The 12596-nt window shown below is 70.2% G+C and carries 9 protein-coding genes; 6 read left to right on the top strand and 3 right to left on the bottom strand.

Annotated elements, in window-relative coordinates; all coding sequences use genetic code 11:
• Nucleotides 1–213 precede the first annotated feature (213 nt).
• Nucleotides 214–2109, top strand: a complete 1896-nt coding sequence (locus tag KYX17_RS11630) for a chorismate-binding protein (RefSeq protein WP_243227134.1) — start codon at nt 214–216, stop codon at nt 2107–2109.
• A gap of 6 nt (nt 2110–2115) precedes the next feature.
• Here KYX17_RS11630 and KYX17_RS11625 read toward each other — a convergent pair whose 3' ends face one another.
• Complete coding sequence (locus tag KYX17_RS11625) at nt 2116–3423, bottom strand: RIP metalloprotease (protein WP_243227133.1); 1308 nt, start codon at nt 3421–3423, stop codon at nt 2116–2118.
• Nucleotides 3424–3512: 89 nt separating this feature from the next.
• Here KYX17_RS11625 and KYX17_RS11620 point away from each other — a divergent pair, with 89 nt between their 5' ends.
• From KYX17_RS11620 to pflA, 3 genes are all read left to right on the top strand, one after another.
• A complete protein-coding gene (locus KYX17_RS11620; RefSeq protein ID WP_243227132.1) occupies nt 3513–5123 on the top strand; it encodes a Mur ligase family protein in 1611 nt (536 codons plus the stop codon).
• 243 nt (nt 5124–5366) lie between these two features.
• Nucleotides 5367–7643 carry a formate C-acetyltransferase gene (pflB, locus tag KYX17_RS11615; protein WP_243227131.1) on the top strand — a complete coding sequence of 759 codons (2277 nt, stop codon included), beginning with the start codon at nt 5367–5369 and terminating at the stop codon, nt 7641–7643.
• A 7-nt stretch (nt 7644–7650) separates the two neighbouring features.
• Nucleotides 7651–8553 carry a pyruvate formate-lyase-activating protein gene (gene pflA, locus KYX17_RS11610; protein ID WP_243227130.1) on the top strand — a complete coding sequence of 301 codons (903 nt, stop codon included), beginning with the start codon at nt 7651–7653 and terminating at the stop codon, nt 8551–8553.
• Here the strand turns inward: pflA and dxr are convergent.
• Entirely contained in the window at nt 8547–9635 is a 1089-nt protein-coding gene (gene dxr / locus KYX17_RS11605; protein WP_243227129.1) for a 1-deoxy-D-xylulose-5-phosphate reductoisomerase, read from the bottom strand. The genes pflA and dxr overlap by 7 nt on opposite strands.
• A gap of 4 nt (nt 9636–9639) precedes the next feature.
• Complete coding sequence (locus KYX17_RS11600) at nt 9640–10584, bottom strand: FKBP-type peptidyl-prolyl cis-trans isomerase (protein WP_243227128.1); 945 nt, start codon at nt 10582–10584, stop codon at nt 9640–9642.
• A gap of 122 nt (nt 10585–10706) precedes the next feature.
• On the opposite strand from KYX17_RS11600, the gene KYX17_RS11595 reads away from it, so the two are divergent.
• Entirely contained in the window at nt 10707–11498 is a 792-nt protein-coding gene (locus KYX17_RS11595; RefSeq protein WP_137416489.1) for a 1-acyl-sn-glycerol-3-phosphate acyltransferase, read from the top strand.
• Nucleotides 11499–11594: 96 nt separating this feature from the next.
• Nucleotides 11595–12590, top strand: a complete 996-nt coding sequence (dhaK, locus tag KYX17_RS11590; RefSeq protein ID WP_243227127.1) for a dihydroxyacetone kinase subunit DhaK — start codon at nt 11595–11597, stop codon at nt 12588–12590.
• Nucleotides 12591–12596: the final 6 nt, after the last annotated feature.

The raw sequence follows: 12596 nt of genomic DNA, 5'->3' as shown, positions 1-12596 counted from the left end.
CCTACGCGCCCGCTCCTGTGTGGGGACCGAGGCTTGCGCCCACGTCGGCCCGACGTCACCGAGCGGTCATGGATGGATGTGGTACTTTCTCGCCATGCACACGAACCGCACCTGGTGGCACACCGCGTAGGCGGTGTGCGTGTGTGACACGGACCGCCCCTGGGCGGTCCTTCTTCATGAGGCGGCCGCTTTCTGGACGAAGGAACGACCAAGATGGACAACGCCGCCTCCCTGATCAGCGACCTGACCGCATCCGCTGCGCCCTTCGCGCTCATCGCGCGCGACACGCAGACCGTCGAGGTGCTCACCGGCGACGTCGTGGACGTCGAGCTGCTCGCCGACATCCCGCTGCACGACGCCGACGGCACGCCCCGCGAGGTGCTGGCGCTCGTGCCGTACCGGCAGGTGCGCGAACGCGGCTTCGTCTGCCACGACGACGGTGCGCCGCTGCGCTGCCTCGTCGTCACCGAGCATCGCTCGCTCCCGCGCGAGGAGGTGCTCGCCGCGCTCCCCACGACCCCCATCCCGCTCGAGGATGCGGGCTTCGACATGTCGGACGAGACGTACGCCGACATCGTCCGCACCGTCATCGCCGACGAGATCGGCCGGGGCGAGGGCGCCAACTTCGTCATCCGGCGCGACTTCACCGCGTCGGTGACGGCCGATCCGCGCGTGACCGCGCTCACCTGGTTCCGCGCTCTGCTCGAGCACGAGCGCGGCGCGTACTGGACCTTCGCGGTGGTCACCGACGGGCACGTCGCCGTCGGCGCGAGCCCCGAGGCCCACGTGAGCGCGCAGGGCGGCATCGTCACGATGAACCCGATCTCCGGCACGTTCCGCCATCCCGACACCGGCGCGACGGTGGAGACACTGGCCGAGTTCCTGGAGTCGACCAAGGAGACCGAAGAGCTCTTCATGGTCGTGGACGAGGAGCTCAAGATGATGAGCGCCGTCTGCTCCGACGGCGGACGCATCACCGGCCCGCACCTCAAGGAGATGTCGCGGCTCACGCACACGGAGTACATGCTGCGCGGCTCGTCGCGGCTGGATCCTCGCACCATTCTGCGCGAGACGATGTTCGCGCCCACGGTGACCGGTTCGCCCATGCAGAACGCGTGCACCGTGATCGCACGGCACGAGACCGAGCCGCGCGGCTACTACTCCGGGGTCGCTGCGCTGTTCACGCCGACGGCGGATGCGGCCGGCACCGGTCACGACCTCGACGCGCCCATCCTCATCCGCACCGCCTACCTCGTCGACGGCCGCCTGCGTGTGCCGGTCGGCGCCACGCTCGTGCGCCACTCGGACCCCGATGGCGAGGTCGGTGAGACCCACGGCAAGGCCGCGGGCGTGCTGGGTGCCATCGGCGCCGTCCCCCGTACGCGCATCGCGGACCCCGACGCACCCGCCGCGGCCCGACCGCTGGCGGAGGACCCCGGCATCGCCGCCCTCCTCGCCTCGCGCAACTCGCGCCTCGCAGCGTTCTGGCTGAACCCGCAGAGCGGCTCCTCCGACGGCCCCTTCGCGGGCCGCACGGCCGTCGTCGTGGATGCGGAGGACCGCTTCACGACGATGCTCGCGCACCAGCTGCGCCACCTCGGCCTCGAAACGACGATCGTCGACTGGAGCGTCGCGGACGCGGGCACGCTCGACGCGGCCGACCTCGTGATCGCGGGCCCCGGTCCCGGCGATCCCCGCGACGATGAGAGCGCCCGCATCCGTCGGATGCGCGAGATCGTCGGCGCCCGCCTGGACGCCCACCGCCCGCTGCTGGCCGTGTGCCTGAGCCATCAGATCCTCGCGGACCGGCTCGGCATCGCGCTCGCGCCGCTGGCGCGCCCGCACCAGGGTCTGCAGCTCGAGGTGGACGTCTTCGGTGAGCCCGCATCCATCGGCTTCTACAACACCTTCACCGCGCGCGTCGCACCGGGCACCTCGGTCATCGACCGCGCCGAGGTGTCGGCCGATCCCGTGTCGGGCGACGTCTATGCGCTGCGCGGAGACGGCTTCGCCTCGGTGCAGGGCCACCTGGAGTCCATCCTGTCCCGCGACGGGATGCGGACCCTCGAGCGTCTCATCGCCGCCGCCCTGAGGATGCCGACAGCCTGACGCCGCTCAGATCAGCGACAGCGGGTTGATGAGGTCTGCCAGGATCAGCACGCCGCCCATGACCGCGAGCGCCGCCACGACGACGAACGTCAACGGCACCAGCTTTGTCGCATCCACGGGGCGGGGCGCCGGGCGGCGCGCGATGCGCGCCCACCATCTCTTGATGCCGTCCCACAGGGCGACGACGACGTGCCCGCCGTCGAGCGGCAGCAGCGGCACGAGGTTGAAGACGAACAGCGCGATGTTCAGCGAGCCCAGGAGGCCGACGATGCCGGCCACGCGGTTGACGATCGGCGAGGAGGACGACGCCATCTCCCCCGCGATCACGCCCGCGCCCACGACGCTCAGCGGACCGTTCGGATCGCGCTCGGCGCCCGTGACGAGGGTCGAAGCCGTCTCTGCCACCATCACCGGCAGCTTGACGATGATGCCGGCGACGGCGCCCACGTTCTCGATCGCGGCCTGCGGGCCTGCCCACAACGGCTGAGCGACGAGCGCGCCGGTGGGACGCACCCCGATAAAGCCGATTTCCATGCTCGGGTCGTCCGCCTTGGGCACGGCCGCCGGCGTGATCGTCACGGTGCGCTGCGTGCCGTCCCGGTCGATGACGAAGTTCATCGCCCGCCCCGGCGACGCCTGGATGAGCGCGGTCGCCTCGGTGAAGTCGGCGACCGCAACACCGTCGATCGAGACGATGGTGTCACCCGGCTCGAGGCCGGCCTGCTCGGCCGGCGCGGAGGTGGACGCGCAGTCCTGGGACGCCGACGAGACCGGCACGCATTCGCTGAGCGAGGACACGGTCGTCGTCGCGGTCTGCACCCCGAACCCGCTGAAGAGGATCGTGAAGAGCACGATCGCCAGCAGCAGGTTCATGAAGGGCCCGCCCAGCATGATGATGACGCGCTTGTAGACGGGGAGCCGGTAGAAGGTGCGCTCCTCGGCGCCGATCAACGTCTCCGCGTTGGCCTCGCGTGCGTCCTGAACGAGCGTGCGGAAGAAGCGGGACGACACGCGCCGCCGAGCCGCGCGGCCTCGGGTCGCCGCGGCGTCCTCCACATCCTCTTGCCCCGTGGGCGCGGGCGGGTACATGCCCGCCATCGAGATGTAGCCGCCCAGCGGCAGCAGCTTGACGCCGTACTCCGTCTCGCCGCGGCGCCGCGAGAACAGCGTCGGGCCGAAGCCGATCATGTACTGCCCGACGCGCACGCCGAACGCCTTGGCGGGCAGGAGATGGCCGATTTCGTGGAGGGCGATCGAGACGGCGAGGCCGACGACGAGCACCACGACACCGATCACGAAGGCGAGGATCGTCACCGCACCACCGTAGCGGCGACGGCTTTGAGCGAGCCGTGCACCCCACGGCGAGCCACGGGCACGGATCGCGTCTGATTGAATGGAGGGCCATGTCATCGCCCGCGAATCTGCCCCCGGTCCTGCGCCCAGAGAACCCGCCGACGCGGGCGCTGGGCGATCTCGCGATCCGCTTCGGGGCCGAGGTGCGCGGCGACGCCCGGGGGGTCGAGCTGCACGGCATCACACTCGCGACGGCGGACCTCCGCCCGGGCGAGGCATTCGTGGCCCTCCGGGGCGTGAATCGCCACGGCGCGGAGTTCGCCGCTCAGGCGATCGAGCGCGGCGCCGTCGCGATCATCACGGATGCGGCGGGCGCCGAGCTCATCGGCGCATCCCCTGTCCCGCTGCTCGTCCTCGAGAACCCGCGGGCGCGGATGGGCGAGCTCTCCGCGTGGGTCTACGGCACGGGCATCGATGACGAGCTCCCCCTGCTGTTCGCCACGACGGGCACGAACGGCAAGACGAGCGTGTCCCACCTCCTCGAGGGCATGCTCTCGCAGCTCGGCGTCGTGACCGGGCTCTCCTCGACCGCCGAACGTCACATCGCCGGCCAGGTGATCGTGTCGCGCCTGACCACGCCCGAGGCATCCGAGTTCCACGCTCTCCTCGCGCTCATGCGCGAGCGGGGCGTCGAGGCGGTCGCGGTCGAGGTGAGCGCGCAGGCGCTGAGCCGTCACCGCGTCGACGGGATCGTCTTCGACGTCGCCGCCTTCACGAACCTCACCCACGACCACCTCGACGACTACGCGGACATGCAGGAGTACCTCGAGGCGAAACTCCCGCTCTTCCGCCCCGACCGCGCCCGCCGCGCCGTCATCTCGCTCGACTCGGCCGCAGCCGCCGACGTCGTGGCGCGGTGCGAGATCCCCTTCACCACGATCGCGACGCCCGACATCGCCGCCGATGCCACGCTCGCCGCCACCGCCGATTGGCGGGTCGAGATCATCGACGAGCGCCAGGAAGGCACCCGGTTCGCGCTCCACGGCCCCGACGGCGAACGCCTCGAGACCGTGGTGCCGGTGATCGGTCGCCACATGGCCGCCAACGCGGCGCTCGCCATCGTCATGATGTACGAGGGCGGCTATCCGTGGCAGCGGCTCGTGGACACGCTGGACGGCTCGCGCATCGATGCCTACCTGCCGGGTCGCACCGAGCGGGTCTCGGGAGACGCGGGACCCGCCGTGTACGTGGACTTCGGGCATTCGCCCGATGCCTTCGAGAAGACCCTGGCCGCGGTCCGCCGCGTCACCCCCGGCCGCGTGCTCATGCTGTTCGGCGCCGACGGCGATCGCGACACGACCAAGCGTCACGACATGGGGCGCACCGGCGTCGAGGGCAGCGACATCCTCGTCATCACCGACCACCATCCGCGTTTCGAGGAACCGACGTCAATCCGCGCGACCCTGATCGAGGGGGCTCGACGCGCCCGTCCGGATGCGGAGATCCACGAGTTCTCGCCGCCCGAGCGCGCGATCGTCGAGGCCGTCGCCCTGGTCGGCGAGGGCGACGCGATCCTCTGGGCCGGACCCGGCCACCAGGATTACCGCGATATCCGCGGGCAGCGCACGCCGTACTCCGCTCGCGAACTCGCACGCCGCGCACTGCGCGACGCCGGATGGCCCGTTCCCGAGCCGCGCTGGCCCGTTCCGTACGAGGACTGAACCCGCGTCCGCCTCCCGACGGCGGCCTCGATCACACGTGGGACCTTGGTCCCTGGCGTCGCGAGCACCTTGTTGTTCCCACACAACGAAGTAAGTGGTCTGACCTCTGTGATTATTCACGGCGTGCACGCTCGGAACGCCGCTCCAGCCCGGGTCTAGCGTGACAACAGGCCCGCCGGGCGGGCGCCCGACGACGAGCACCACCCGACGCGACCAGCCCCACGAGGACAAGGAAGCGACATCATGAGCATCGTCACCCCCGCAGGAGTATCCCGCGACGCGCAGGACGCCCAGCCCCAGGCCTGGGACGGCTTCACGGCCGGCCCGTGGCAGGACGGCGTCGACGTGCGCGACTTCATCCAGCGCAACTACACCCCGTACACCGGCGACGGCTCGTTCCTCGCGGGACCCACCGAGCGCACGACACGGGTGTGGAACACGCTCGCCGCCATGTTCCCCGAGGAGCGCGAGCGCGGCGTCTACGACATCGACCCCTACACGCCCGCCGCGATCACGGCCCACCAGCCCGGGTACATCGCCAAGGACGACGAGCTCATCGTGGGCCTGCAGACCGACGCGCCGCTCAAGCGGGCGATCATGCCCAACGGCGGATGGCGGATGGTCGAGGGCGCCCTCAAGACCTACGGGTACGAGGTCGACGAGACCCTGAAGGCGATCTACACGCAGTACCGCAAGACGCACAACGAGGGCGTCTTCGACGTGTACTCCCCCTCGGTGCGCGCCGCCCGCCGGTCGCACATCATCACCGGCCTGCCCGACGCCTACGGCCGCGGCCGCATCATCGGCGACTACCGCCGCGTCGCGCTCTACGGCGTGGACGCCCTCATCGCCGCGAAGAAACTCGACAAGCTGGGCCTCGACACGACCCCGTTCTCGGAGGACGTCGTCCGCGCCCGCGAGGAGCACGCCGAGCAGATCCGCGCCCTGGGCGAGCTGAAGCAGATGGCCGCCTCTTACGGCTACGACATCTCCGGTCCCGCCACGACCGCCCGCGAGGCCGTCCAGTGGCTCTACTTCGCCTACCTCGGTTCGGTGAAGGAGCAGAACGGTGCCGCGATGTCGCTCGGTCGCACCTCGACGTTCCTCGACGTGTTCGTGCAGCGCGACCTCGAGCGGGGATTGCTCACCGAGAGCGAAGCGCAGGAGATCATCGACGACTTCGTGATCAAGCTGCGCATCGTGCGGTTCCTTCGCACCCCCGAATACGACCAGCTGTTCTCCGGCGACCCGACCTGGGTGACCGAGACGATCGGCGGCGTCGGCGAGGACGGCCGTCCGCTGGTGACGCGCACCTCGTTCCGCTACCTGCAGACGCTCTACAACCTGGGTCCCGCACCCGAGCCGAACATGACCGTGTTCTGGAGCGAGCAGCTCCCCGAGGGGTTCAAGAACTTCTGCGCGCAGGTGTCGATCGACACGTCGGCCGTCCAGTACGAGTCGGATGACCTCATCCGCGCCCAGTGGGGCGACGACGCGGCCATCGCCTGCTGCGTGTCGCCGATGCGCGTCGGCAAGCAGATGCAGTTCTTCGGCGCCCGCGTGAACCTCGCCAAGACCCTGCTGTACGCCATCAACGGCGGACGCGACGAGGTCACCGGCGAGCAGATCGCCCCCGAGGAGACGCCCGTCGGCGACGGCCCCCTCGACTACGCCGACGTCGACGCTCGCTTCGACCGGATGATGGACTGGCTCGCCGCGACCTACGTGGAGGCTCTGAACTGCATCCACTGGTCGCACGACAAGTACGCGTACGAGCGTCTCGAGATGGCGCTGCACGACAAGGACGTGCTGCGCACGATGGCCTTCGGCATCGCCGGGCTCTCGGTCGCCGCCGACTCCCTCTCCGCCATCAAGTACGCGACCGTCACCCCGATCCGCGACGAGCGCGGCATCGTCGTCGACTACCGCACCGAGGGCGTCTTCCCCGCCTACGGCAACGACGACGACCGAGCGGACGCGATCGCCGTGGAGCTCGTCGAACGGTTCATGGCGAAGCTTCGCCGTCACCCGATGTACCGCAACGCGCTGCCGACGCAGTCCGTGCTGACGATCACCTCGAACGTGGTCTACGGCAAGGCCACGGGCAACACCCCCGACGGACGCCGCGCCGGCGAACCGTTCGCACCGGGCGCCAACCCGATGAACGGACGCGACACCCACGGGATGCTGGCCTCGGCGCTCTCGGTCGCCAAGGTGCCCTACACGGAGGCCCAGGACGGGATCTCGTTGACCAACACGATCGTGCCTGCCGGCCTCGGCCGCACCGCCGACGAGCGTTCGCACAACCTGGCGGGCCTTCTGGACGCGTACTTCAGCTCCAACGGCTACCACATGAACGTCAACGTGCTGAACCGCGAGACGCTGCTGGATGCCATGGAGAACCCCGAGGCGTATCCGCAGCTGACGATCCGCGTGTCCGGCTACGCCGTGAACTTCGTGCGACTGACGCGTGAGCAGCAGCTCGACGTGCTGTCGCGCACGTTCCACGGGGGGATGTGAGACGGTCATGACCGTGCTGCTGGGCACCCCGCTCCCCCGGGACGCGGTGCAGCTCGATGCTCCGGTCGTGGAGGCCGGCACCACCCGTCGCGGTGGTGCCGGCCTCCACGGCCTCGAAGTCGCCGACATCGATCGCGCGGGGCGCCTCGCAGCGATGCGCTCCGGCGAGCTCGGGTCCGTGCACTCCTGGGAGCTGGTGACGGCGGTCGACGGCCCCGGAACCCGCCTGACGCTGTTCCTCAACGGCTGCCCGCTGCGGTGCCTGTACTGCCAGAACCCTGACACGTTCGCCATGAAGGACGGGGTCCCCGTGACGGCGGATGCGGTACTGGAACGCCTCCGTCGCTACCTCGGCGTCTTCCGCGCCACCGGAGGCGGTCTCACGATCTCCGGGGGCGAGGTTCTGATGCAGCCCGCGTTCGCCGCCCGATTGATCCGCGGCGCCAAGGAGATGGGGATCCACACGGCGCTCGACACGTCCGGCTACCTGGGAGCGCACGCATCCGACGAGCTGCTCGCCGACACCGACCTGGTCCTGCTGGATGTGAAGTCCGGTGACCCCGACACCTACCGCCGTGTCACGGGTCGGGAGCTCGAGCCGACCCTCGAGTTCGGTGAGAGGCTCGCACGCCGGGGCGACGTCGAGGTATGGGTGCGGTTCGTCCTCGTCCCGGGTCTCACCGACGACGTCGACAATGTCGCCGCGGTCGCCCGATACGCCGCATCCCTGAACGAGATCACCCCGGGCACCGTCACGCGCGTCGAGGTCCTGCCGTTCCACCAGATGGGTCGCGACAAGTGGCACGAGCTGGGGCGCACCTACCCCCTCGAAGACACTCCCGCACCGGAGAAGGAGCTCATCGACCGGGTGCGCGGGCAGTTCGCCGCAGAAGGACTGACGGTCTACTGACCCGCCGCTGCCACGGCCGCATCCGCGGCACGGCGCGCCCAGCTCTCGGCATCGGCCAGGCCCTCGCGACTCAGGGTCGCGGGGGCCTCGTGCGTGTCGACGACGCGGCGGACGATGTCGAGGATGTCGAGGAACCCGATCCGTCCGTCGTGGAACGCATCGACGGCCTGCTCATTGGCCGCGTTGAACACCGCGGGATACGTGCGCCCCGCCTCCCCCACGCTCTTGGCGAGCGCGACCGCGCCGAAGGCCTCCTCATCGAGCGGCTCGAAGGTCCACGTCGACGCACGGGTGAAGTCGAGCGGTGCGCCGACACCGGTCATCCGGTGCGGCCAGTCCAGGCCCAGCGAGATCGGCAGGCGCATGTCCGGCGGCGACGCCTGGGCGATGGTGGACCCGTCCACGAACTCCACCATCGAGTGCACGATCGACTGCGGATGCACCACGACGTCGATGTCGGCGTAGCCGATGCCGAAGAGAAGGTGCGCCTCGATGACCTCGAGCCCCTTGTTCACGAGCGTCGCCGAGTTGGTGGTCACCACGCGTCCCATGTCCCACGTCGGGTGCGCGAGAGCCTCGGCCGGCGTGGCCGTGGCGAGCTGCTCGCGCGTACGTCCTCGGAACGGGCCTCCGGATGCGGTGAGCACGAGTCGGCGTACCTCGGAGTGCTCTCCCGACCGCAGCGCCTGCGCGATCGCCGAGTGTTCGGAGTCCACCGGCACGATCTGGCCCGGCGCGGCGAGGGCGGTCACCAGCTCACCGCCGACGATGAGCGACTCCTTGTTCGCGAGCGCGAGTGTGCGTCCCTCCTCGAGGGCGGCGAGGGTCGGACCGAGCCCGACGGAGCCCGTGATGCCATTGAGGACGACATCGGCGGCGACGTCTCGGACGAGCGCCTCCGCCTCGACGGCCCCGAGTGCCGTGTCGGCGACGCCGAACTCGGCCGCCTGGGCCGCGAGTCCGGCGGCATCCGTGCCCGCGGCCAGGCCCACGACGCGGAAGCGATCCGGGTTGTTGCGGATCACCTCCAGCGCCTGGGTGCCGATCGACCCGGTGGAGCCGAGGACGACGACGCGCCGCACGGGATCAGCCCTCGGTCGGCTTGGTGGAGACGATGTCGATGACGAAGACGAGCGTCTCGCCTGCGAGCTGCTGCTGCGACGACCCCGCCTCGCCGTAGCCGCACGCCGGCGACATGGACACCAGCACCTGCGAGCCGACCTTCTGCCCCTCCAGCGCTCGCTTGAAGCCGACGACCACGCCATCGGTGGAGAAGCTCGCGGTCTGACCGCGGTCGTAGCTCGAGTCGAACGTCGAGCCATCCGACCACTTCACACCCGCGTAATTGACCTCGACCGTGTCGCCGGCACCGACGGTGTCGCCGTCGCCCTCCTTGAGCACGTCGACGCGCACGCCGTCCTCGGGAGCGGAGGCGGGAATCGTGATCGTGGGCTTGTCGTCGGTGAAGGTCACCGCGGGCTTGTCGCCCGAGAACGGCTCCGCCGGGCACCATGCGGCCTCAGGCGTCGAGGAGATGAGATCCACGACGAACACCTGTGCGGCGCTGTTGCTGCTCGCGGGGAGGGTCGCTACGACACGGGTGCCGGGGGTGGCGCAGCCCAGAACCTTGCCGAGCACGCTCTCCGCGGCGATCGGCTGCGGCTGCACGGGCGTGCCGTCGTAGCCGACGGATCCCTGCAGCTGCCCTGTGGCGGCGTCGAACGCCGAAAGGGCGTACGTGACGTAGTCGCCCGCGGCGACCGGGGTGCCGGTGCCCTCAGTGACCACCGTGCGCTCCACGTCGGAGATGTCCAACGGAGCCGTGAAGGTCGCGGTCGGCTGCTGTCCGACCTCGCCCGACACGGTCACCGCGTCGGAGGCGGCGCCCGAGGAGGCGACATCCGCGCAGAGATCGGCTGCCGCGCTCGCGGCGGGCGTGGAGGTCGCGTCGGGCGAGGGTGCGGCGGAGCATCCGGCGAGCGCGAGGGCGCTGACCGCGAGTGCGGACAGGATGTAGAGCGGACGGCGCACGGGAACCTCCATGAATCGGTGCGGGGCCCACCCATCATCCCGCATCCGCCCATGCCCCGGCTGAGAGGGTCCGACGTGGCCTCATGCGCCGGAGGGAATGGAATCCGCAGTAGCCTCTTACGGTGACAGATGCGCAGAGCCGCGACGCGGAGAACGTCCCCGATCCGCGCGCATCCGAATCCAAGCCGGTCACGGATGTCGGCTTCGCCTACTTCCTCGGGCGCCGGGTACTGGCTCCCCTAGCGCGCGTCGCCTACCGGCCGCGCATCGAGGGGCGCCAGAACGTGCCGCGCACGGGACCGGTCATCTTCGCCGCGAACCACCTCTCGTTCATCGACTCCTTCGCGATCCCCATGGCAGCGCCCCGCCCGGTGCAGTTCCTCGCGAAGTCGAGCTACTTCGACGGCCCCGGACTCAAGGGCTGGCTGTCGCGGCAGATCTTCCTCGGACTCGGTGCGAACCCCGTCGAGCGCGGCGCGGGCCAGGCGGCGCTGGACGCACTCGACCAGCAGAAGCGGATGCTGGAAGCCGGCAAGGCCATCGCGCTGTATCCCGAGGGCACCCGCTCACTCGACGGCAGGCTCTACAAGGGGCGCACCGGCGTCGCCTTCCTCGCTCTTCAGACCGGAGCACCCGTGGTGCCGGTCGGTCTCATCGGCACGAACGAAGCGATGCCCGTGGGGGCGAAGTTCCCCCGCACGAAGCCGCGCGTCACGATCCGTTTCGGCGAGCCGCTCGATCTCTCCGCCCACGGTCCCGCCAGCTCCGGACGAGCACGCCGCGCGGCGACCGACGAGCTCATGGCGGCGATCCACGCCCTTTCGGAGCAGGAACTGGCCGGCACATACAACGAGGTGCCCGCGCACGGCGCCATCGAACGCATCAAGCGGGTCCTGCCTCACGAGCGCCTCTGACGGCACACTTTCTCATTCACGGCTTTCGGTACTTGACGCTCGACCCCACCGGGTGGAGATTCGGAGCGTCTGCGAAGCCACAATGAGGAGGCATCCGTGAAGAAATTCATCAACGACCCGGCCCAGGTACTCTCCGATGCTCTGACCGGCATCCGACTCGCACATCCCGAACTGCGCGTCGATTCCACCAACCGCGTCATCTTCCGCGCCGAGGCGACACGCCCCGGCAAGGTCGCGCTGGTCTCCGGCGGCGGCTCCGGCCACGAGCCCATGCACGGCGGGTTCGTGGGCACCGGGATGCTCGACGCCGCCTGCGCGGGCGAGGTGTTCACCTCTCCGACGCCCGACCAGATCCTCGCGGCCACCGTCGGCGCGGACTCCGGCGCCGGTGTGCTGCACATCGTGAAGAACTACACCGGCGACGTCCTCAACTTCGAGATGGCGGCCGAGCTCGCTGCCGCCGAGGGCGTGCGCGTCGAATCCGTCGTCGTCGCCGACGACGTCGCCGTGCAGGACTCCACCTGGACGGCGGGACGCCGGGGTGTGGGCACGACGGTGGTGCTCGAGAAGATCGTGGGCGCGGCCGCAGAGGAAGGCCTGGACCTCGACGCCCTCGCCGCCCTCGCCACCCGCGTCAGCGAGAGCGGACGATCCATGGGCGTGGCGCTCACCAGCTGCACCGTGCCCGCGGCGGGCAAGCCCACCTTCGACCTCCCGGAGGGCGAGATGGAGGTGGGCGTCGGCATCCACGGCGAGCCAGGACGTTCACGTGTCCCCCTCGCCAGCGCGCACGAGATCGCCCGCATGCTCGTCGACCCGATCGTGCACGACTTCGGCGACGCGCGCGGCGACGCCATCGTGCTGCTGTCGGGGCTCGGGGCCACTCCCCTGATCGAGCAGTACCTCCTGTACGGCGAGATCGCGCCGCTGCTGACGGAGGCGGGCTTCAACGTTCGCCGCGTGCTCGTCGGCGACTACATCACAAGCCTCGACATGGCCGGCGCGTCGCTGACCGTCGTGCGGGCCGACGACGAGTTCGTGCGCCTCTGGGATGCCCCCGTCGTCACGCCTGGCCTGCGCTGGGGAGCGTGAGCGCGC

The sequence above is a fragment of the Microbacterium sp. CIAB417 genome (assembly GCF_022788845.1).
The sequence above is the reverse complement of the archived record's forward strand: the minus strand, read 5'-3'. Positions and strand labels throughout refer to the sequence as shown.

Coding starts and splice junctions, on each gene's coding strand:
- KYX17_RS11630 (WP_243227134.1), top strand. CDS start 214: ATGGACAACGCCGCCTCCCTGATCAGCGACCTGACCGCATCCGCTGCG.
- KYX17_RS11620 (WP_243227132.1), top strand. CDS start 3,513: ATGTCATCGCCCGCGAATCTGCCCCCGGTCCTGCGCCCAGAGAACCCG.
- pflB (WP_243227131.1), top strand. CDS start 5,367: ATGAGCATCGTCACCCCCGCAGGAGTATCCCGCGACGCGCAGGACGCC.
- pflA (WP_243227130.1), top strand. CDS start 7,651: ATGACCGTGCTGCTGGGCACCCCGCTCCCCCGGGACGCGGTGCAGCTC.